Annotated in this window: 21 protein-coding genes; 11 read left to right on the top strand and 10 right to left on the bottom strand. The window is 66.5% G+C overall.

The features are described 5' to 3' along the window. Nucleotides 1-67 precede the first annotated feature (67 nt). Nucleotides 68-721: a DUF305 domain-containing protein gene (locus RHA1_RS01480; RefSeq protein WP_011593581.1), complete on the bottom strand. Its 654-nt coding sequence runs from the start codon at nt 719-721 to the stop codon at nt 68-70. Next, nucleotides 711-2,285 carry an LVIVD repeat-containing protein gene (locus RHA1_RS01475; protein ID WP_011593580.1) on the bottom strand — a complete coding sequence of 525 codons (1,575 nt, stop codon included), beginning with the start codon at nt 2,283-2,285 and terminating at the stop codon, nt 711-713. Before RHA1_RS01475 ends, RHA1_RS01480 begins: the two co-directional genes overlap by 11 nt. Before the next feature lie 155 nt (nt 2,286-2,440). Here RHA1_RS01475 and RHA1_RS01470 point away from each other — a divergent pair, with 155 nt between their 5' ends. After that, nucleotides 2,441-3,355 carry an exodeoxyribonuclease III gene (locus RHA1_RS01470; protein ID WP_011593579.1) on the top strand — a complete coding sequence of 305 codons (915 nt, stop codon included), beginning with the start codon at nt 2,441-2,443 and terminating at the stop codon, nt 3,353-3,355. 39 nt (nt 3,356-3,394) lie between these two features. Here RHA1_RS01470 and RHA1_RS01465 read toward each other — a convergent pair whose 3' ends face one another. Both RHA1_RS01465 and RHA1_RS01460 read right to left on the bottom strand, forming a co-directional pair. Further along, a complete protein-coding gene (locus tag RHA1_RS01465) occupies nt 3,395-3,712 on the bottom strand; it encodes a hypothetical protein (RefSeq protein ID WP_011593578.1) in 318 nt (105 codons plus the stop codon). A gap of 66 nt (nt 3,713-3,778) precedes the next feature. Continuing rightward, complete coding sequence (locus RHA1_RS01460) at nt 3,779-4,693, bottom strand: hypothetical protein (protein WP_011593577.1); 915 nt, start codon at nt 4,691-4,693, stop codon at nt 3,779-3,781. A 277-nt stretch (nt 4,694-4,970) separates the two neighbouring features. On the opposite strand from RHA1_RS01460, the gene RHA1_RS01455 reads away from it, so the two are divergent. Together RHA1_RS01455 and RHA1_RS01450 are read left to right on the top strand one after the other, a co-directional pair. Beyond that, the gene (locus RHA1_RS01455; RefSeq protein ID WP_237726825.1) at nt 4,971-6,128 is read left to right on the top strand and encodes a hypothetical protein; all 1,158 of its coding nucleotides are present in this window, start codon (nt 4,971-4,973) and stop codon (nt 6,126-6,128) included. Between the two features lie 81 nt (nt 6,129-6,209). Further along, nucleotides 6,210-7,487, top strand: coding sequence for a sensor histidine kinase (locus RHA1_RS01450; RefSeq protein WP_011593575.1), 1,278 nt, complete (start codon nt 6,210-6,212; stop codon nt 7,485-7,487). Nucleotides 7,488-7,519: 32 nt separating this feature from the next. Here RHA1_RS01450 and RHA1_RS01445 read toward each other — a convergent pair whose 3' ends face one another. Both RHA1_RS01445 and RHA1_RS01440 read right to left on the bottom strand, forming a co-directional pair. Beyond that, a complete protein-coding gene (locus tag RHA1_RS01445; RefSeq protein ID WP_011593574.1) occupies nt 7,520-7,726 on the bottom strand; it encodes a TOBE domain-containing protein in 207 nt (68 codons plus the stop codon). A gap of 86 nt (nt 7,727-7,812) precedes the next feature. Then, a complete protein-coding gene (locus RHA1_RS01440; protein ID WP_016881139.1) occupies nt 7,813-8,295 on the bottom strand; it encodes a hypothetical protein in 483 nt (160 codons plus the stop codon). Between the two features lie 317 nt (nt 8,296-8,612). Between RHA1_RS01440 and RHA1_RS45510 the strand changes: the two genes are divergently transcribed. The 4 genes from RHA1_RS45510 (at nt 8,613) to RHA1_RS01420 (ending at nt 14,029) form a co-directional block, all read left to right on the top strand. Then, on the top strand, nt 8,613-8,903 hold the full coding sequence (locus tag RHA1_RS45510; RefSeq protein WP_011593572.1) for a diguanylate cyclase domain-containing protein: 291 nt from the start codon (nt 8,613-8,615) through the stop codon (nt 8,901-8,903). Between the two features lie 347 nt (nt 8,904-9,250). Next, nucleotides 9,251-12,289 (top strand): serine/threonine-protein kinase, encoded by a 3,039-nt coding sequence (locus RHA1_RS01430; protein ID WP_011593571.1) that lies wholly within the window; start codon nt 9,251-9,253, stop codon nt 12,287-12,289. A 148-nt stretch (nt 12,290-12,437) separates the two neighbouring features. Further along, nucleotides 12,438-12,830 carry a hypothetical protein gene (locus RHA1_RS01425; protein WP_011593570.1) on the top strand — a complete coding sequence of 131 codons (393 nt, stop codon included), beginning with the start codon at nt 12,438-12,440 and terminating at the stop codon, nt 12,828-12,830. 86 nt (nt 12,831-12,916) lie between these two features. After that, nucleotides 12,917-14,029: a CapA family protein gene (locus RHA1_RS01420; protein ID WP_011593569.1), complete on the top strand. Its 1,113-nt coding sequence runs from the start codon at nt 12,917-12,919 to the stop codon at nt 14,027-14,029. Nucleotides 14,030-14,095: 66 nt separating this feature from the next. Here RHA1_RS01420 and RHA1_RS01415 read toward each other — a convergent pair whose 3' ends face one another. Next, the gene (locus RHA1_RS01415) at nt 14,096-14,284 is read right to left on the bottom strand and encodes a hypothetical protein (protein ID WP_009472838.1); all 189 of its coding nucleotides are present in this window, start codon (nt 14,282-14,284) and stop codon (nt 14,096-14,098) included. A gap of 166 nt (nt 14,285-14,450) precedes the next feature. Here RHA1_RS01415 and RHA1_RS01410 point away from each other — a divergent pair, with 166 nt between their 5' ends. Continuing rightward, nucleotides 14,451-15,713, top strand: coding sequence for a serine/threonine-protein kinase (locus RHA1_RS01410; protein ID WP_011593567.1), 1,263 nt, complete (start codon nt 14,451-14,453; stop codon nt 15,711-15,713). 4 nt (nt 15,714-15,717) lie between these two features. On the opposite strand, the gene RHA1_RS01405 is transcribed toward RHA1_RS01410, so the two are convergent. Continuing rightward, nucleotides 15,718-16,305, bottom strand: a complete 588-nt coding sequence (locus RHA1_RS01405; RefSeq protein ID WP_237723916.1) for a poly-gamma-glutamate hydrolase family protein — start codon at nt 16,303-16,305, stop codon at nt 15,718-15,720. On the opposite strand from RHA1_RS01405, the gene RHA1_RS51460 reads away from it, so the two are divergent. The 3 genes from RHA1_RS51460 (at nt 16,201) to RHA1_RS01395 (ending at nt 18,201) form a co-directional block, all read left to right on the top strand. After that, the gene (locus tag RHA1_RS51460) at nt 16,201-16,716 is read left to right on the top strand and encodes a hypothetical protein (RefSeq protein WP_237723921.1); all 516 of its coding nucleotides are present in this window, start codon (nt 16,201-16,203) and stop codon (nt 16,714-16,716) included. The genes RHA1_RS01405 and RHA1_RS51460 overlap by 105 nt on opposite strands. A gap of 50 nt (nt 16,717-16,766) precedes the next feature. Continuing rightward, entirely contained in the window at nt 16,767-17,132 is a 366-nt protein-coding gene (locus RHA1_RS01400; RefSeq protein ID WP_011593566.1) for a DsrE family protein, read from the top strand. A gap of 91 nt (nt 17,133-17,223) precedes the next feature. After that, nucleotides 17,224-18,201, top strand: a complete 978-nt coding sequence (locus tag RHA1_RS01395) for a nucleoside hydrolase (protein WP_011593565.1) — start codon at nt 17,224-17,226, stop codon at nt 18,199-18,201. Between the two features lie 291 nt (nt 18,202-18,492). On the opposite strand, the gene RHA1_RS01390 is transcribed toward RHA1_RS01395, so the two are convergent. Both RHA1_RS01390 and RHA1_RS01385 read right to left on the bottom strand, forming a co-directional pair. Continuing rightward, on the bottom strand, nt 18,493-19,215 hold the full coding sequence (locus RHA1_RS01390) for a thioredoxin-like domain-containing protein (protein WP_011593564.1): 723 nt from the start codon (nt 19,213-19,215) through the stop codon (nt 18,493-18,495). 102 nt (nt 19,216-19,317) lie between these two features. After that, the gene (locus RHA1_RS01385; RefSeq protein ID WP_011593563.1) at nt 19,318-19,941 is read right to left on the bottom strand and encodes a GntR family transcriptional regulator; all 624 of its coding nucleotides are present in this window, start codon (nt 19,939-19,941) and stop codon (nt 19,318-19,320) included. Between the last annotated feature and the right edge of the window lie 108 nt (nt 19,942-20,049).

The following is a 20,049-nucleotide window of genomic DNA, read 5'->3' as shown; positions in this document are numbered from 1 at the left end:
ATGCGACGACCGTCGTCGCGCGGTGGGTTGGGCTTCCGGGTGTGGGGAGGTCGAGAGCCTCGACGCCTCACGGGTGAGGGAGCGGTCTCGCGTTTCGGGTGTCGAGTATGGCAGTCATTACTGCGATTTCATTGCTCTGGTCACGGATCATCCCGCGTGCGATGCGGCGGATCGGTTCGGATGCAACCACGTCGGTGGCGGCCTCGGCCATGTCGACGCCCCCTTGGTGGTGCCGAATCATGAGCTGCAGAAACAGTGTCTCGGCGTCTGAGCCGCGCAGGCCGGCGAGCCGGGTGATCTCGCTGATACTCGCTGCTCCCGGCATGGGCGCGCCGCCCTGGTCACCCATGGCGTGATCGGATCCTTGGATCCACTGCATCGGATGCGGGGTGGTGAACGGCTCGTCGAAGAGGTTGAGCCAGCCGCGCATCGCCGCGATCTCGGAGGTCTGTGAGACGACGATCTGGTCGGCGATGACCCGGATCTGCGGATCGACGTCCCGCGGCAGCGTCTGGGCGATCAGGACGGCCTGCTCGTGGTGCACCGACATGTCCTGTGCGAAACCGATGTCCGCTGATGACAATTGGACCCCGCCGGGGTTCGTGGCGCGCTCAGACTGCAGCCACATTCCGGCGGCGACCCCGGCGGCACCGACCAAGACGGCGCACAGCAACAGGACGAGCGGACGGCGGAACGACGAAGGCGTGGTGTCACTGCCCATAGGTCGAAACCTGATTCACCGGTGGTTGATAAACGGCGTCGTCGAGCTGCAACGCAATGAAACCATTGTCGCTGCACGAGGTCCAGATCTGGTTGCCGTGGAACTCCGGAGGCGAGAAGCACCAGTCCGCGGACAGGTCGCCGAACGCCACCATTCCGGCGCGCGGGCCGAACGCGACCCGCGGATCCGTCTTGCCCTCGAAGACGGCGCGGGCGAGCGGAACGAAATTGAAGAGTGAGACACCGATCAGCGAGGACAGTGCGTGCGGTGAGTTGGTGAGCTGAACGTTCTTACCGGTCTGTGCCGGCGGGTTGTAGTAGGCGATCTCGCTTATGCGGCTCAGATCGCGAACATCGAACACGCGGATCCCGGACGATTCCCAGGAGCACGCGAGCGCGGTCGGGTCGGCTGGGCGGTCGACCACGCAGTAGTGCGGATCGTAGGAGAACACCGAGCCGCCTTGCGACGACCGAAGGTTCGCGGCGGTATTGGCCGGGAGCTGGATCTCGAGCTTGATCTTCTGCACGATCTCGGCGTGCGCCGGGTCGGCGACATCGAAGACCTTGATCCCACCGCCGCCGGTTTCGTCGACGGTGAAGATGTAGGGCTTGTCCCCATATGTGACCGGGATGCTGTGCTGATTGAAGAAGCCGTCGGTCCACAGATAGGTGGCGATCTGCGGGACGGTGGGATATGGGTCGCCTCGTTGCACCGCGCTGATGTCGAGGACGGTGATCCCACCGAGATTCGACAGGTACATCCGGTTCCCGTCCGGGGTGATGCCGAATCCATGTCCGCCGAGTCCGTGCAATCCCTGCCAGATGATCCGCGGCTCGGCCGGATTTCTGATGTCGATGGCGGTGAGGAATCCCGGTGCGGGGCCGGACACCCAGTAGGTGTTGCCGTCCGGGGAGAAGCCGCCTTCGTGGGAGATGAACGGCAGCGGCATGGTGACGTCGGTACCGGCACCCCGGTTGAGCAACCGGGGGTGGGCGCAGTCGGAAATGTCGTAGACGGAGAAGTAGCCCGTGCCGGCAGCGATCGGCACCGCTGTGGCCGCGAGCAACTTGCGTGCCTTGTTGACCTTCAGACTTTCCCAGGTTCCGCCCAGCATCGCCGGTTCGTTCAGGGTCGTGGACAACGCCGGCTGCGCGGGGTTCGACACGTCGAGCACCTGTACGCCCGGCGTTGTGGGGTTGAGCAGGTTCCCGGGGAAGAACGTGCTGGTGTAGGAGCAGTGGTCGTAGGTCACGGACAGCAGGCCGCCACCGCGATCCTGCAAGCCTCCGACCAGCGACATGTTGCATCGATAGCCCTGGGTGCTACGGCCGTTGTTCCGGTCCTCGGCCGGAACGTCGCCCTGCATACCGGTCTCCGGCAGCGAACCAGGACCGCAGTTCGCCCGCGGAACGGCCGTCGAACCGACGTCGTCGAAGAAGAACGTCTCGGCTGACGCGATGGCAGGCATCGGGCTTGTCGCGACGCCGAGAACGACCGATACCGCGAGGGCCGCGGTAACCACACCTCGCTGGGCACTTCCTGGTCGCATCCGCGCGATCCTCATCGAGATCTCCCCTGCAGTGTGGTCTCAATCACGGGAACGCTAGCAACCCGTACTCGAGTTCACATACAAATTGGCCAACTCCGCAGAACTGGCGGACGGCGAGTGGAAGGTATGGCGAGATTCGATGCGTCGGTCGGATCCCTACACTGTCACTCGTGCGAATCGCGACCTTCAACGTCAACGGGATCCGCGCGGCGCAGCGGCGCGGCTTCGAGGACTGGCTGGGCGACCGCGGCCCCGATGTGGTCGCGCTTCAGGAGGTGCGCGCTCGTGCCGAGGCCATCCCGCCGGGGGTGTTCGGCCACTATCACCTCACGTACGACGAGGGCGACGTCGCGGGCCGCAACGGTGTCGCGGTTCTGACCCGGGGTGCGCCCGTCGCAGTTCGGACGTGGAGTGGTACAGCGCTGATGCGTGCGCCGGGTGAAATGCACACCGACAGAGTCGAATTGGATCCGGAGCCGTTGGCTCGGGGTCTGGGAGAGTTCGCGAACCAGGGCCGGTACGTCGAGGTCGACCTGGCCGAGGCGCCGATCACCGTGGCATCGATGTACCTGCCGAAGGGCGGTCTTCCGGCCCACCTGCAGAAGCCCGGACGCATGCGGGAGGCGCCCGACGGCGGAGCACGCTACGACCGCAAGATGCGTTTCCTCTCCGCGTTCGCGCGACAGCTGACCCGCTCGCGGCGCACGGCACGCGCACGGGGAAGGGAGCTTCTGCTGATGGGTGACCTCAACATTGCGCACACCCGTAGCGACGTACGGAACTGGCGGCGCAGCAATCAGGCCGAGGGGTTTCTGCCGGAGGAGCGCGAGTGGTTCGACTCGATCCTGTCGCCGCGCACCCTCGTCGACGTCGTTCGGCGGCAGCATCCAGGCGTCGACGGCCCGTACTCGTGGTGGTCGTGGCTGGGGCAGTCGTTCGTGAACGACATCGGCTGGCGCATCGACTACCACCTCGCGACGCCGGACCTGGCTCGGGCGGCGGTCACGGCCGGCACCGATCGGGATCCGGTGGCCGACCGCCGGATGAGCGATCACGCTCCGGTCGTCGTGGATTACGACTTCTGAGCGGCCCGGGCTCCTCGCACGGCGAGGACAGCCGGAGACTCAGGTGGTCAGTTTCATGGACAGGAAGGCCAAGGTCGCCCCGAACTCTCGGATCTCGCTGGGCTGGTCCGGCTGACATGCCCATTCGATCAGGTCTCGATCGGCCACCAGGTCGGCGGCGCGACGGCGGGATTCTTCGGGGTCGGGCGGTGTTGCCCGGAGCGCATCACCCAACCGGCTCAGGGGTTCGACGAGAGGGATCAGCTCGGAGGGAGGGCGGTTCTCAGGCGTGAAAACCCGCTGAGCGCTCTTGATCACCGTCATCGCCGCGAGCCACGAACCTTCCCAGGTACCTGCCTGGTCATTCGGTGGGTGCATAGCGTCAGCGTAGACATCGTGCGTCGAGTCTCGCGGCGACTGATCTGAAATCGTGGGTTGATCGGTCTACGGCTGGGCGACCACGGTGTTCCCGTTGTCGTCGGAGCAGTTGATCGTGTAACCGATCTCCGCGGATTCCGGGTCTCCCGCGAGGCGGCATTCCCACCCGTCGAAGCTGTACACCGGTTCGCTCTTGTCCGGTGCCGCGAAGTACTTCGTGAGCATCGTGTGCGCCTCGTCGCAGCGGAGTGTGCCCTTCACGATGACCACGGTCGCAGGTTTACCCGTCTCCGGATAGACAACGGGGCCACACTGATTCGATCCGCGGGCCTGCTGGGGGAGCGGGGCCGGGGTGGGCGCGATCTGCGGTGGGCTCGCGCTGGGGAGGCTCACGGGTAACGGGGTGAACTCGAACGCGTAGCCGCTGGTGGAGATGGTGAATCCCTTGTCCGTCGCATCCTCCCTGCAGGAGACGCCGGAGAACTGCACATTGCAACTGAATCCGTCGATCGCCAGCGTGGTGTCATAGGGAAGGACGTTGGCGTTGCCGGGAAAGACAGCCTGGTTCCAGTTCTGGAAGCTCGGCTCCTTCCCCGCCTCGACCGCGATGAGGTTCGCCTCCGCCAGCGGGCCGCCGTCCGGCGAGGCGATCTGTGGAGTCCCCGGCACTCCCAATGGCCCCGCTGTGGGATGAGAGACGCATCCGGCCAGATTCTTCGTGGGAATGATCGCGCACAGCCATTTCCCTGACGGAGTGACGAAGCCGTAGGAATCGGCTTCTGCGTCGCTGGAGGCGTACTCCTTCGCATCGACACCGTTGACCGGTGCCTCCGTTGGCGGTGCCTCGCTGGAGGCACTCGGCGCGGCCGATTCGGTGCCCTCGGTCGACGATGCGTCCTGGGTGCAGGCCGCGAGAAACAGGGACGAGACACCGGCGATCGATGCCAGCGCCACCGCGGGCCGAAGTCGAATCCTGGTCATGCACCACACCCCTTTCTCCTCAGTCTGCCGGATCGATCGGATGAGATGTTCCCACGAATACCGGTGTGCCGCGTGGCATCGATCGATCCGCGTCGACCACTGCAGGCGATAAGGGGCCGGAGGTGTCGAGAAGGTCCACCCAGGTGTCGCATCACCCCACCCTGTGGTGATGGTGCCGAATCCGGATCCCTGCGAGGATCGATCCCGTGTTCCTCGAACTGTCCGGACTCGCGGGCGGCACCCGGTGAGTCTTCGCGCGCAGAGTGCGACCGCCTTGGTGACCGCCGCACTGGCTGTCGCGGTGGTGGCATCCGTCGACTGGCAGTTGTGCCGGGGCGTGTTCAGTCCGACGGAATTGGCGTTGTTCGTGATCGTCGGAGTGGTGTTCGTGTCGGCCGGCCTGGTCGCCAAGTGGCACCGGCCGCAGGACAACCTGGGGTGGCTGCTGGTTTTCGCCGGGCTGCTGTGGCTGGTGAAGGGCTTTCGGCTGTCGACGGTCCCGGCCCTGTTCACGGCCGGCGCGGCGCTGACCAACATGTATATCCCGGTACTGATCCAACTCGTGTTCAGTTTTCCCTGGGGGCGGTTGCGTCACCGGTGGGAGCGATGGTTCGTCGGCGGAAGTTATGCGTATTACGCGGTCGCCGTCGTCTCCGAGCTTGCATTCCTCGACACCCACCGCGTCAGCCCGGCCCATCCGCCGTCGTTGAACCTGCTCCTGGTGCGTGACGACCCGAGGGTCTTCGCGGCGCTGCAAGTGATCTTCGGTGCGGTCGGGATCGCCCTCGGTGTCGTTCTGATCGGGGTGGTGGTCGCCCGGTGGAGGTCGGGTTCACCGGCCTACCGGGCCGCCGTGGCGCCACTGTGGATTGCCGCGCTGCTCGGGACCGCCGCCACCGCCTGGACACCGCTGGTCTCCGTGTGGGTGCACAGCCCGCAGCATGCGTGGACGCTGCTTCTGCGCTATCCGTCGACTGCGCTGATCCCGCTTGCGGTGCTGGCCGGGATGTGGCGCTACCGAGTCGCCCGAGCCGCGGTGCGCAACCTGATGATCGAGATCGGTACCGCTCCACTCGGTGACGGCTTCATCGAAGCGCTGCGGGCGGCGTTACGCGACCCGGACCTGGCGTTGTGGTCGTTCTCCCGCGCCCGCGACGGGTATGTGGACGCGCAGGGGCGTCCCCAGGTTCTGCCACCGAGGAACGATCCCCGCGAGGCCACTGCCCTCATCCGTGACGGCGTCCTGGTGGGGGCGTTGGTGTACGACCGGGCGGTCGCCGACCTGCCGAGGCTGCTGGCGGCCGTGCGGGCCGCGACCACCCTGGCGCTGGACAATCAGCGACTGCACGGCGAACTCGAGGCGCAGTTCGCCGAGGTCCGCAGGGCCCGCGAGCTGACCGCCGAGTGCCAGGGGTCATACACTCGCCGGTGCTAGAATCTTGGGCATTGTCGCAGGTCCGGCAGTTGATGTCCTCGCATCTTCCTGTCGGAGTCGCCCGGCCGAGGAGGCCGTCCCATGGCTGAGTCATCGGTACTACCCGCGGATCTCGGCGGCAGCCCAGATCTCGAACGCATCATCCTCGAGCACGCCTATCGCGGCGCGTATCTCCAGCTCGCACTTCGTGGTGTTCTGGTGCTCTTCATCGCGTTGACGCTGGCGTTCGTCCCGCCCATGAACGACGCGGGCGTGTGCGTCGCGGTCCTGATCTGCTACGCACTATGGTCCGGCGGGCTCGCGCTGTGGACTCGGCGAGGCGGTCCCGGGCCGGTGAATGCGATGTGGCTCGCCCTGTTCGGCGACCTCGCGGTCCTCGGTTGCCTCACTCTGTTGACTGGTATTGCGGCACAACAGAGTTGGACCGCAGACATTCTGAGCAACGGTTTGTTCGTGATCCCGCTGCTGGCCTCCACGCAGCTGCGCCCGGGGGTCTGTGCGTCCGTGGTCGTGCCGACGGTCCTGATATTCCTGGCCGCGAGCTGGGCGACGATGGCGTCGAACGAAGAGCCCTGGTCCTCCATCCTGCTCAGCACGATGGCCCTCGCCGTCCTCGGTGCGGGCGCCGTGATGCTCAGCAGAATTCAACGGTCCAGGGTGCTGACGATCGGTCACCTGGTGCGCGACCGTACCGCCCTGCTCGCGGAGTTGATGGGTCTCGAACAACGCGAACGACGTGCGTTGTCAGAGCAACTCCACGACGGGGCGCTCCAATTCGTCCTGGCCGCGAAGATGGACCTCGACGACCTCACCGGCAGTGCCGACCCCGAGGCGGTCGGTCGCATCACCCACGCACTCACCGAATCCGCAACCCTGCTCAGGGCGACCGTCTCCGAGCTGCATCCCACTGTGCTCGATCGCGTCGGTCTCGCTCGCGCCCTCGGCGATCTCACCCGCTCGGCCCAGGCACGTGGCGGTTTCGAGGTTCAGCTCCTGACCTCGGAATGGGTCGACGACCTTCGCACGTCGGCTGATGATGTGCTGTTCAGCGCGGCACGCGAATTGCTCAGCAACGTGGTCAAACACGCGCAAGCCGGTACCGTTCGGGTCGAGCTGGCGCGGTGGGGTGAGCATGCCGTCCTCGATGTCACCGACGACGGGTGCGGCATCTCCCGAGAGGCGATCGACCGCAGCCTCAGCAGAGGCCACATCGGATTGACATCGCACGAACTCCGTGTCGTCGCGGCGGGAGGCAGCTTCTCCGTCCACCCCGGACCTCGATCCGGAACGGTTGCGCACATCGAAATGCCGTTCGAGATCGTGACAGCACCCGATTCCCTCACCACCTCGGCGCACTAGCAGATCGCGGGTCGCCGAGGCCGGGATTCGGGCTACTCGACGCCGAGCATCACCTCGGTGGATTTCACGAGCACCGTCGCACCCACCCCCGCCTTCAGGCCGAGTTCCTCGACCGCCTCCTTCGTGATGGATGCGGTGACGATCTGCTCGCCTCCGTCGAGCTTCACTTTCACCGTGGCCATCACACTGCCGAGAGTGACCCCGGTGATCGTTCCGGCGAGCTGGTTTCTCGTGGACAAACGCGTCGTGAACCTCCATGTCGGGGCACGTCGTTGCGACGCTAGCCGCAACCACTGCGGAAAGGGAGAGGACCGAACCTTTCGGATCAATCGGATGTGACAGCGGACGGGCTGGGTTCGAGGAGGGCCGTGACACAGGTCGGACCGAGACCGATCTCCGGCCACCCCGCCGAGATCATGATGTCGTGCGGGCGTGTACACGTTCCGAGCCAATAATTCGGCTCCGTGCGGTACGCAGGCACCCCACCCCACTTCAGCGGCGAGCCGGAGCGCGGAAGGTAGGGGTCGGCTTCGCCCGCCACGGAACCCAGCTGCAGTAGCACCGACAAATACGACCACTGGGTGTCGGGATCGGTCGGATCGGACAGCGTTCGTGTCTCGTGATGCGCACGTTCGGCGGCGCGCCCGGTCGCGGTCAGCGCGAGCCGGACATGGATTCCGGACGAGAAAGCGATGATTCCCAGCAAGTCGAGGGTGATGTGCGTTTTGGACGCGAGAATGGTGGGACCGTGCACTGCGGTCCCACTGGCTGCCGGCGGCGCGAATGCCGGCCAACGCACTCTGCGCATGCCCACGATCGTGCACCTCCATCGAGGCGGAATCAACGTGCCACGCCCGCAGCGCCGCGGTGTTGTCGACGCCGCTTATCGTGGATGGGGTCACAGGCGGTGTGGGACGGGTCAGAAGGCGGCGAACTCGCCGTGCTGGCCTATCGGGGACCCGAGCCCTCGCCGACGACGTTCGCCCCGGGAAGGGGTTCGCAACCCGGGTATGCCGCCGCCATCCGCCGCATCGAGGCCGAAGCCGCGTTGGTGCAGGTCGTCAACGAGCGCCTCGGCCATGCCGGCGACGACACACTGATCGTTCTCGCCAGGCATAGTCGGCGGTGCGCCCGGGCGACACCGTTGCCCGCCTCGGCGGTGACGAATTCGTGGTGGTGTGTGAGGACGTCGCAGGTGCACCGGAGGCGGGGGCAATTGCCGCCCGGATCACGGGAAGCCTCGCCGACCTGAACCGGGCCGAATCTCTCGACTGGCCGATCAGTGCCAGTATCGGTGTCGCACTGTCCGATCCGGAGTGCACCCGCGAAGAACTCGTCCGCCGGGCGGACTCGGCGACGTATCGGGCGAAAGCTGCGGGGCCGGGCGGCTACGCGCTCTACGACGGCACCTTCTAGGACGGCAGCAGAGCCCGATCGGTGCACAGCGGCCGACGTGGCAGGAAGTCGCGGCCGCCGATAGGCACCCTAGGGAGGGGAAATTGTCATCTTGACGCGGATCCCGGCCCGTCGAATACTTTCTGGACAGGGCGGATCCCGTCGACCTACGACGAAAAGACTCCGCTTCGCCCTTGTGACAGAAAGATATTCGCGTCGTCGACTGCTCGTGAACGCATCGGCGTGTCTGGTCGACCTGCATCAGAGGTGAAAGCGATGAACACGAGTGTGCACGTCGGCACGAAGCCTGCCCGGCTCGGCGGGCGTCGCCGCGACGTCGTGGACGTCGGACGGAATTGAGGCGCCCGATGGCCGATTTCGACCCAGATGCGACCCAGGCGGCGGCGGTCCGTGCAGTCGGCCACGGGATCGTGGCCGAGTTGGACGCTGCCGGGTTCGCAGGTGCCGAGGAAGTCGGCCGGGGCGGGTTCGGTGTCGTGTACCGCTGCCTGCAGCGTTCACTGGGGCGAATCGTCGCGATCAAGGTGCTGACCTCGGACCTGGACCCCGAGAACCGCGAACGCTTCCTGCGGGAGGGGTACGCGATGGGTGGGCTCTCCGGTCACCCGAACATCGTCAACATACTGCAGGTTGGCGTGACCGACGCCGGTCGCCCGTACATCGTCATGCACTATCACCCCCGCGATTCACTGGCGGTCCAGATACGCCGGGAAGGTCCGCTGCCCTGGCCGGAGGCGATCAGCATCGGGGTGAAGCTGGCGGGAGCCCTGGAGACGGCGCACCGCACCGGTACGCTGCATCGCGACATCAAACCCGCGAACATCCTGCTCACCGCCTACGGCGAGCCGCAGCTCACCGATTTCGGCATCGCGCACATCGCCGGCGGGTACGAAACGGCCACCGGCGGGTTTACCGGGTCACTGGCATTCACCGCGCCGGAGGTGCTGAACGGGGAATCGCCGACCGCGAGGTCCGACGTCTACGGACTGGGCGCGACGATCTTTTCACTGATCGCGGGGAGGGCGGCGTTCGAGCGGAAGACCGGGGAGGAACTCGTTGCGCAATTCGTGAGGATCAGCAGCCAACCGGTGCCGGACCTGCGCGCCCAGGGCATCCCGGACGGCGTGTGCGCCGTGATCGAGAGGGCAATGGCGACGAATCCCGCTGCTCGGCCGGGGTCCGCCGAGGAGTTCGGACACGAACTCCAAGCCGCTCAGCGACACATCGGTCTGCGTTCGGACGCGATGGCGCTGGCACCCCTGGAGGCCGCGCAGACGACTGAGGAGCACCCGTCGGATTCCGGTGCCGATGGATACCGTCGAATCCGCTACGAAGGTTCGGACAGCGGTCAGCGTCCGTGGGGCGAACCGACCCAGCAGCTCCAGCCGGATTCCCATCCGTCGGGACCGCCGTTCTGGCCGCCGAATGGCCCGCCGCCCTGGCCACCGACCGGAGAATCGGGCAGCATCGGAGAGTCCCGCACAGGTCGGCGCGCGGTCCTGACCGTCCTGGCACTGGTCGTCGCGCTGGTGCTGGCCGGCGGCGGGTACCTCGTGCTTCGAGAAACCACCGGCCCAGGCACCGCACGACCTACCGTGCAGGACGCCGGCGCTTCTCCTGCCGTCGACCCGACCGCGGCGTGGCGACCGGTCGAGGATGCCCGTGTTGCCCGCCAGCAGACGGCAACGACCGTCGCGGACGGGACGATCTGGGTCTTCGGAGGGTTGGACGAGAACGGCGTCTCCGCCCAGCAGGAGGGCTATGACCCGGCCATCGACACCTGGAAGGCCGGCCCCGACCTTCCGGTCCCGCTCAATCATGCGATGGCTGTCACCTACAACGACGAACCCGTGCTGATCGGCGGTTGGAAAGCGGAAGGTCAGAACCTGACCGCTGTCGATTCCGATCGGGTGATGGCCATGCGCGACGGCCGGTGGGTGGACCTGCCGCCGCTGAACGCACCGCGGGCAGCTGGGGCCGCGGCCGTGGTCGGCGACAAGATCGTGGTCGCGGGCGGACAGGCGAACGGTCAACTGGTGGCGACGACCGAGGTGTTCGACGGCACGAAGTGGACGACCGTCGCGCCTGTCCCCACACCACGCGAGCACCTGGCCGGGGTGTCGGATGGTACGTACTTCTATGCGATCGGTGGGCGGGATCTGGCGTCGGACCAGAACACCGCCGCGGTCGAACGGTTCGATCCTGCCGCGGGAACGTGGACGACGTTGCCCGCCATGCCCACTCCTCGCGGTGGGCTCGGTGCGGCGTTCATCGACGGCCGCATCGTCGCGGTCGGTGGTGAAGAACCGACTCGGGTGCTGTCGACCGTGGAGGCCTACGACGTGGTCGCGGGAACGTGGTCGCAACTGCCAGCTCTGCGCACACCGCGGCACGGGATGGCGGTCGGCGCGGTCGGCAACACGGTGTATGCCGTCGGCGGCGGTATCAAACCGACACACGCCGAATCCACTGCTGTGTCCGAGGCCCTCCAGCTCGCGCCACGCAAGACCCAGTGGGCGCCGGCGTGGCGTCCGCTGGAGGATGCGCCGATCGCCCGTCAGCAGACGGCGACGGCCGTCGCGGACGGCACGATCTGGGTGCTCGGCGGACTCGACAATGCGGGGTCGACCCCGAAGGTCGAGGGGAACGACCCCGCCATCGACACCTGGAAGGCGGGCCCCGACCTTCCGGTTCCCCTCAATCACGCGATGGCCGTCGAGTACGGGGGCGAGTTGGTGGTCCTCGGAGGCTGGGTGCCGGAAGGTCCGAACCTCACCGGGATCACGTCGGACCGGGTGCTCGCGCTGCGGAACGGCAAGTGGATGGATTTGGCGCCGATGAACGAGCCGCGGGCGGCGGGGGCCGCGGCCGTGGTCGGCGACAAGATCGTGGTCGCCGGGGGACAGGCGGACGGCGCATTGGTGGCGACGACCGAGGTGTTCGACGGAACGAAGTGGACGACCGTCTCGGACATCCCGACTCCACGGGAGCATCTGGCCGGGGTGTCGGATGGTACGTACTTCTATGCGATCGGTGGGCGGGATCTGGCGTCGGACCAGAACACCGCCGCGGTCGAACGGTTCGATCCCGCCGCGGCAACGTGGACGACGTTGCCCGCCATGCCCACTCCTCGCGGTGGGCTCGGTGCGGCGTTCATCGACGGCCGCATCGTCGCGGTCGGTGGTGAACAGCCGACCAAGGTGCTGTCGACCGTCGAGGCCTACGACGTCGACTCGGGAACCTGGTCATCATTACCGCCCATGCCCACGGGAGCTCACGGGATGTCGGTTGCAACGGTCGGTCACACCGCCTACGCCATCGGCGGTGCGTTACGGCCCACCCATGCGGAGTCCACCGCGACTGCACAGGCACTGGATTTCTGGTGAGAGTGCCGGCGTCGACGGGTCGATCATCCACCGGTCACGCACGCTGAATGTCTTCTGTCCGTGTAGTTGTGCTCAGTAGAGGGGGACTAGACTTGTCGTTGGAGGGGCGAGGTTCGCAGGATGCGGGCCGGGTAGGAAGTGGTTCGTGATGAAGGTGACGGCGAAGGCCACCCGTTGTGGCGGCTGGTGGGTGGTGGAGGTCCCGGGAGTCGAGGCGGCTCTCACCCAGGCGCGGCGGCTCGATCAGGTTTCTGCCATGGTGGCGGATGCTGTGCATCTGGTCGAGGATGTGCCGGCCGAGGACGTCGAGGTGGTCCTCGACTACGAGATCGGGGATTCGGCGGCGCTCATGGAGGCCCGAGCGGCCCAGTTGCAGGTCGAGTCCGCCGCTCACGCGCAGGAATGTGCAGCGCGGGCCTCGCGGGCCGCGGTGGCGCATCTGCGCCGATCGGGGCTGTCGGTGCGTGATATCGGTGTCATCCTCGAGCTGAGCCCGCAACGGGTCTCTCAGCTCGACCGAGCAGACGCTCGTACTCGATGACAGTGCGAGCGGCGGGTGCATACTCCGGGCCGTGATGTCGGTCTCCGAGTATGGTCCCGGTACTCGTGCTGTCGCTGAGGATTTCGATGTCCGACACCATCAGGATGTTCCTCGCCGGCGACGTGATGACCGGTAGGGGCGTCGACCAGATCCTCCCCTTTCCCGGCGACCCGGAGTTGAGGGAGCGTTGCGTCCGCGATGCCCGCGGGTACGTCGCGTTGGCGGAGAAGCGAAATGGTCCGATCCCCGGCCCCGTCGGGTTCGGGTGGCCGTGGGGTGAGGCGTTGCCGATCCTCGACGCTGCGGAGCCCGAGGCCCGCGTCGTCAATCTCGAAACGACCGTCACCACGTGTGCTCGATTCGCGTCCAAGGGAATCAACTACAGAATGCATCCGTCGAACCTGGGGGTGCTCACCGCTGCGCGGATCGACGTCTGCGTACTGGCGAACAATCACCTACTCGACTTCGGTGCCGATGGTCTCGTGGAGACCCTCGACGTGCTGGCGCGCAACGGCGTGCGGACCGTCGGAGCGGGGCGCACCGTGGCACAGGCGTGGTGTCCCGTGGTCGTGGAGACCGGACGGGGTCGTCGGCTGCTGATCTGGGCCGCAGCACTGCCGTCGAGTGGGGTCTCGTCGCACGGGGCGGCACGCCGGGGTCGGCCGGGTGTCGCGTACCTTCCGGAACCCACGCCCGCCGAGGCAGACAATGTCCTCGACCGGACGCGGCTGATACGGAGGAACACGGACGTGGTGGCGGTCTCTCTGCACTGGGGTTCGAACTGGGGATACGACGTGCCGGACGCGCATGTCGAATTCGCGCATCGGCTCGTCGACGGTGGTGTCGATGTTGTCTTCGGGCACTCGTCTCACCACCCGCGGCCGGTCGAGATCTACCGCGGCCACCCGATCTTGTACGGCTGCGGCGACCTGATCAACGACTACGAGGGCATCGGGGGACACGAACGCTTCCGCGACGATCTGCGGCTGCTCTATCTGGTGACGCTCGACGCGCGCACGCACGAACTGCTCGAGCTACGAATGGTGCCGATGAGGTCTCGGCAGATGCAACTGCACCGCGCGTCGAGACGTGACACCGAATGGCTGCGGCGGGTTCTCGACGGGATCAGCCGCGACTTCGGCACCCGCATCGATGTAGGCGACGACGTTCTCGTCGCCCGCGCGAACCACGCGAACTAAAGACCGGCGGGGTACCTTCCGCGGCGCCCGAGTCGAAATCGGGCGCCGCCGAAGAGCGGAATCAGGTTACCGATCAGCGTCGACGCCGCCGCGAATCCAGTGCTGGATCCGCCAGATCACGTTGTACAGATTCCACGGTGCGACGTCGTAGGTATCCCACGGCTGACCGACGTGTGCGGTCCATTCGGGAATCCGCCCACAACAGATCCGGTGATCGAACACGGAATAGAGGGCATTGCAGAATGCAGTACGCATCAGGTTTCTCCTGAGTCGGGGCGGTCCCGGACCGGGACTAGCCTAGGTGCGTTCTGCGCATACGAGCACACTACCGGGCTCCAACGAGAACCTATGGCCCCCACCGCCTAGAATTTCGGGTGCACGGACCCGCAGACGCGGTAATTTCGATCGGCGGAGAGTGGCAATGCAAGTTGGAGCGCTATTCGGCAGATACCGGCTGGACCGTTCGCTGACGGTGGATGTGAGCGGCGAGGTCTGGGCGGCGTTCGACACCGTCATGTTCCGGCAGGTCGTGGTGCGGGTGCTGCCGCCGGATGCTACCGAGGACGACGAATACTGCGATCGGTTCGAACGGGAAGCCGGGATCGCGGCGCAGATCCGGAACCCGCACATAGTGCCGATCCACGACTTCGGGCAGGTCGGAAACCGGCTCTTTCTCGCAACGCCGGTCACCCAGGGCACGAACTTGCGGACGATCCTTCAGTCCACCGGACCGATGGAGGTATCGCGCGCGGTCGGCGTTGTCGAGCAACTGGCGTCGGCGCTGGAGGCCGTGCGCGTGGCCGGGCTGGTCGAGCAGGAAGTGTCGTCGGCGAACGTCGTCGTGCAGGACGGGGGACTGGTCCAGCTCACGGACGTCGGGCTCCCCACGATTCTCGGGGCCGCGTCGGGCGTCTACGGTCTGACCTGCGTGTTGTACGAGTGCCTCACCGGGGAGGTGTTCCCGACCTCGGCGATCCCGACGCCACCGGTCGGCATGGCTGCCGTGATCGCACGCGGAACGGCGGCTGACCCCGCGCGGCGCTATCGGTCGGTGGGCGAACTCGCCGCCGCCGCTCGTGTCGCGGCGCCACCGCAACAGCCTGCCGTCGAGCCCGCTCCTGCGACCCCTCCGATCGACCGGAACCGCCGCCTGATCGTCGCCGGACTTGCGCTCGCCGCGATCGTCGCTGTCGCGATTGTCGGGGGCGTGATCATCGGATCGGGAACGTCATCGCCTCACGTCGCCGTGCCTACGCCGTCGTCGAGCGCGGCAAGGCCGGCATCGCCGTCGTCGTCACCGTCCGCCATGGCGAACCCGACCGCTGCCGAACAGGAGCCGCCGGTCCAAGCACCACCACCGACGGAAACACCGGTTGCGGAGGCTCCCATTCAGGAGGAAGCCATACCGACTCCGGCGCCGCAATCACCACCGGTAGTGCCGGCACCCGCACCCCCTCCGGGAGCATCCGCTCCGCAGGTGCTGCCGTGCTATCCCGGTTACGAGCACACCCCGCCCCCGGACGGCCCGTGCCTCCCACCCGGCTCGCCACCGGCGAATGCCCCGGCACCCGTGCCTGCCCCGGCACCAGCGCCCGCCCCAGCCCCGCAGGTGCTGCCGTGCTATCCCGGTTACCAGCACACCCCGCCCCCGGACGGGCCGTGCTGGGCTCCCGCGGGCCCGTGAAGTCTCACCGAAGATTGTCGGCGGCGATCCAGGTGTCGTAGACCTCGCTGACCGCTGCAGCGATCGCCGGACCGTGCAGTGTCCGCGCGGCTCGTGATTGTTCGATTTGGATTCCGCCGGCAGCGTCGATGGTCAGGCGGTTGACCAGGTTGGATGCGGATTCACCACTATGTCGTTCTCCGCGTTCGGCTACGCGAACACAGATACCGCTTCCGTCGAGTGCCTTCGCGATCGCGTTCCGGACGTCCGACTTGAGCCGCGCGGGAGCGCGGCCGCCGATGAGGACGTCGTTTCCTCGGTAGCCGTGAAACGACAGCGCCCACCGGAATCGTCTCGCCGACAGGGAGCGTAGAAGCGGAAAGCTGTGCACGCTGAGATCAGTCGAGGAAATGTGCCATGCACGATAGGCATTGCCTACCGGTCGCCACCCTTTACACACCCACAGTGTCGAATCGCGTGATCCGAGCGAAGCGACGACCTGTTCAGCTTGCTGATCCGTTCGGGTTTCGATGGCGCCACCGTGCGGTGCCAGGACCACGAGACGGTGATGTCGCCCGTCGTCTTCGAGCCGCTCGATGAACTCACCCCCCATTTCGGCCTCTTCCTCGGTCATCGCGGAGGCGGTGCACCGTCGGTCGAGTGTCACCGTCTGTCCCGGCGCCGCGCCGAGTCGACGACAGCCCCCCGCTGTTATCCGGATGGTGTCGATCTCGTCCACATCGGTATCCGGGAGCAAAGTGAACAGTGCGGTCGTTCCCCCGTGGCTCACGCGAGCCTGCTGACGCGGCTCCGCTCCCATCCGAGTCAACATCCGCGGGTGAATTCCGATACGTTCGGCGGCGGATGCCCTGGTGGAGCGATCGTGACGGACTGCGAGGCGCAACGGCATCGAAATCTGCTGAAACGGACGCTGTTCGAACACCTTTTCAGGTTAGGCTCGAATCCGTTGTGGGTGCGGTCGAAACAAAAAACCGCCACCGATCTCGAGGTGCGAATCCGGTGACTCGATGAGCCCCCTTGTCGGCAGTCCTCGCGCGGCGAAGACTCGAATCCATGAGCAATAAAGCAGTGGTCAGTCTCACCACCGGTCTCGAGGACGCCGAGAAGGTGACGGTTGCGTTTCTGGTCGCGGTCGGCGCGGCAGAACAACAGCGCGAGACGCTGATGTTTCTCACGAAAGAAGCGGTACGGCTGGCGCTCGACGGCACGATTCAGGGCGTGGCCTGCGAAGGTTGTCCGCCGCTTCCCGATCTGGCGGCGCGGTTCGCGACCGCGGGCGGCATCTACATGGTGTGTCCGATCTGCTTCGAGGCCAAGCACCTCGACAAGGACGCGCTGGTATCCAATGCCGAACTCGCCGGGACGGTGCCGATGTGGAAGTGGATCGGCGACGAAGGGGCGGTGACCTTCAGCTATTGACCGGCGGAACGACCGGGAACCGGTCCAGTTACACTGCGCGCGAGGGTGATCGAGTCGATTCGATCAGGGATCACGGGGGACAGGACCGGCAGTGACCGACCGCTACGTACTCGTCGACACCGACGCCGGCGTCGACGACGCTCTTGCGCTACTCACCATTGCACAGCACGCCGGAGCCGAAATCGTCGGTGTCGGAACCGTGTTCGGGAACTGCACCGAACGGCAGGCCGCGCGGAACGCCCTCACCGTTCTGTCCGTCGCCGGCATGCGCGACGTTCCGGTGTGCGTCGGACAATCACGCCCCGGGCCACCACCTGCCACCAGCTCCCCACACGGACTCGACGGACTCGGGGATCGCGGATATCGGCCGCCACCGGGCGTGGGCCCGGCGCCCGAGTCCGCCGTCGATCAACTGCTCCGCGTCGCGCAGGACCGGCCCGGTGCGGTGGACCTGCTGTGCCTGGGTCCGCTGGCCAACATCGCCGCCGCCGTCACACGCGACCCACGGATCCTGACCCGCTTCCGTTCGGTCACCATCATGGGCGGAATGGGACCCGTCTCCCGCAGAGAGGTCGAGGCCGCGGAACAACCACAATTCCTCGAGAAAGGTGACACCAATACCAACCACGATCCAGTCGCGGCCAGGGTGGTTGCTGCAGCGCCGGGGCAGATTACGTGGGTGGGAATGAGTGTCACCGGCCGGCTCCGATTGGCCTGGGCCGATCTCGTCGCTCGTTCCGCGGTGGGAAAGACGGCGACCTTCGTCCGCGACATCACCGAGGACTATCACCGGTACTGCACCGGCACATATCGCTCCGAGGACCCGATCTACACCGCGCACGATTCCGTCGCGGCCGCCGTGATGCTCGACCCCACGGTTATGCTGTCCGCCACCGACGCCCAACCTCGGGTGTATCACGACGAGGACGGCCGGGCCGCCGTGTGGGGCGTCAGTCCGGTACGGGGGCCGGCGCATCGATTCGTGACCGACCTCGATTACCGTTCGATCGGAGCGCGGATCACCGCCACGCTCGACGCAGATCCTCCCGGATCGGACCCGACCGGCTAGCAGCGCCCGTTCGTCACCTGCCGGTGTTCGACACGGCATCGACGGACCTCATGCGACGGCGTCGAGCAGATGCAGTTCCTCCGCCACGATCAGATCGACCTCTTCGCTGGTCAGTCCGGACAACAGATGTGCCGCCAACATCGCTCTCACCTCCTCATGTGCTCCTACTTATTCGTCGAATCGGCGATCGCGATATCGACAAACCCGGCACACTTTCGGTAGGTGAATTTCGGCTTCGACCGCAGGAACCCGATCTCGTCCGACGTGATGCGGAAATGTCCGCCGACGCGGTTACTTGCCGTCGACCGGAACGGCGTCCGGACCCGGTGCGGAAGGATCGAATGGCGGCGGGTCGGCCGGATCGAATCCGCCCCGCACCGTCGAGCAGGTTGCCCCCGGTTCCGGGTAGGTGTTCGGGTTCTGTCGCAAGGCCGTGAGGAAATCGGAGATCCGCGGATCGGTTACGTCGTCGAGTTTCAGTTGGTGACCCCACGACTGCAGGGACACCGCCGAGTCGAGACCGGGGTACGGCGACATCAGGGTGTACGGTTCGCCCTCGACGTTCGCTGCCAGAGCTGCGATGTCGTCGTCGTCCAGCCGGTCCGGGTCGTAGGTCACCCACACGGCGCCGTGTTCGAGGGAGTGCACGGCGTTCTCGCTACGGATCGCTTCGGGATAGACAATGCCGGTGCAGGTTGCCCAGTACTGGTCGTGGGCACCGCCGAACGGGGGACTCTGGTCGTAGGCCACTCGCTGCAGTGCCTGCACATGGTCGGCGGGCGGATAGTCGACGGTGACGATCCCTTCGATTCCCAGTGACGGGTCGGGATTGTCCGCGCTCGGCGAGAAGTCGCGGGCTTCGCGGCCATCATCGGCTCCGGAGGTCAGCACGTAGGCGACGACGGCGACCGCTCCCACGACGACCACCACGGCGGCGAGCAGCAGCCAGGGCAGGCGCCGCCGCATTCCCGGGGACGGTCGAGATTTCGGGTCCTCACCGCGGTCGTTCGTCATTGCCGATCCTTCGTCTCACCGGGCGCCCTGACCGCGCATCCCATCTGCGAAGCATGGTAGTAGACCGTGAGGCAACGCCCGGCTCTGTGATGATGCGGCGATCTACCGTCGGGCCATTGCTGCGATACGCAGATCGCGGGTCCGCGCCTGGTGCGCGATCATCAGGATCCGCGCCTTCTCGGCGTCGCCGCTCTGCACGGCGGTCAGGATCTCGCGGTGTTCCGTTTCGATCTGCTGCAGATTGGACGAGGCCTGGGCTTCCTCCGCGTCGTAGACCCGCAACTGAGCGTCGAGCCGGTCCATCAGCTGTGCGATGGTCTGATTGTGGGCCGCGCTGCGCAGCGCGGTGTGCCACTCGTTGTGCAGCGCCAGGCTCGTCGCGGGATCGGGTGATTCGATTGCCTGCTCGAACAACCGGCTCAACCGCGCCAGGTCCAATTCGGTGTGGCGGGTCGCGGCGGAGTAGGCGATCGCGGACTCGAGCGCGATCCGTGCCTCGCAGATCTCGAGCACCTCCTCGGGTGTGCGCTCGCGCACCCGGTACCCTCGCGGCGCCTGGACCACCAGGCCCTCGTATTCGAGCCGCTGCAACGCTTCCCGCACCGGGGTACGGGACAGTCCCAACTCCGCGCCGATGGTCGCCGGGATCAACATCGTCCCGGGCCGGTCGGCGCCGCCGGTGATGCGCTCACGCAGCTGCTTGTACGCCGATGATTCTCTCTCCACCGAGCTCCCCTGTCCGGGCACGAACGCCATGCCACGGAGCAAGCCTTACCAGAGGCGAGCAACCGAAGTAAAGGGTTTGAATCCATGTGTATACAGATGCAGACAGAG

Origin of the sequence: Rhodococcus jostii RHA1, from assembly GCF_000014565.1 — a bacterium.
Taxonomy (GTDB): Bacteria; Actinomycetota; Actinomycetes; order Mycobacteriales; family Mycobacteriaceae; genus Rhodococcus_F; species Rhodococcus_F jostii_A.
The sequence above is the reverse complement of the archived record's forward strand: the minus strand, read 5'-3'. Positions and strand labels throughout refer to the sequence as shown.

Excerpts from the sequence above, each read along its gene's own strand:
- RHA1_RS01440 (WP_016881139.1), bottom strand. The coding sequence starts at position 8,295 with ATGCGCAGAGTGCGTTGGCCGGCATTCGCGCCGCCGGCAGCCAGTGGG.
- RHA1_RS01475 (WP_011593580.1), bottom strand. The coding sequence starts at position 2,285 with ATGAGGATCGCGCGGATGCGACCAGGAAGTGCCCAGCGAGGTGTGGTT.
- RHA1_RS01465 (WP_011593578.1), bottom strand. The coding sequence starts at position 3,712 with ATGCACCCACCGAATGACCAGGCAGGTACCTGGGAAGGTTCGTGGCTC.
- RHA1_RS01415 (WP_009472838.1), bottom strand. The coding sequence starts at position 14,284 with ATGCGTACTGCATTCTGCAATGCCCTCTATTCCGTGTTCGATCACCGG.
- RHA1_RS01400 (WP_011593566.1), top strand. The coding sequence starts at position 16,767 with ATGAGCAATAAAGCAGTGGTCAGTCTCACCACCGGTCTCGAGGACGCC.
- RHA1_RS01430 (WP_011593571.1), top strand. The coding sequence starts at position 9,251 with ATGGCCGATTTCGACCCAGATGCGACCCAGGCGGCGGCGGTCCGTGCA.
- RHA1_RS01420 (WP_011593569.1), top strand. The coding sequence starts at position 12,917 with ATGTCCGACACCATCAGGATGTTCCTCGCCGGCGACGTGATGACCGGT.
- RHA1_RS01410 (WP_011593567.1), top strand. The coding sequence starts at position 14,451 with ATGCAAGTTGGAGCGCTATTCGGCAGATACCGGCTGGACCGTTCGCTG.
- RHA1_RS01480 (WP_011593581.1), bottom strand. The coding sequence starts at position 721 with ATGGGCAGTGACACCACGCCTTCGTCGTTCCGCCGTCCGCTCGTCCTG.
- RHA1_RS01425 (WP_011593570.1), top strand. The coding sequence starts at position 12,438 with ATGAAGGTGACGGCGAAGGCCACCCGTTGTGGCGGCTGGTGGGTGGTG.
- RHA1_RS01460 (WP_011593577.1), bottom strand. The coding sequence starts at position 4,693 with ATGACCAGGATTCGACTTCGGCCCGCGGTGGCGCTGGCATCGATCGCC.
- RHA1_RS01390 (WP_011593564.1), bottom strand. The coding sequence starts at position 19,215 with ATGACGAACGACCGCGGTGAGGACCCGAAATCTCGACCGTCCCCGGGA.
- RHA1_RS01405 (WP_237723916.1), bottom strand. The coding sequence starts at position 16,305 with ATGGGGGGTGAGTTCATCGAGCGGCTCGAAGACGACGGGCGACATCAC.
- RHA1_RS01450 (WP_011593575.1), top strand. The coding sequence starts at position 6,210 with ATGGCTGAGTCATCGGTACTACCCGCGGATCTCGGCGGCAGCCCAGAT.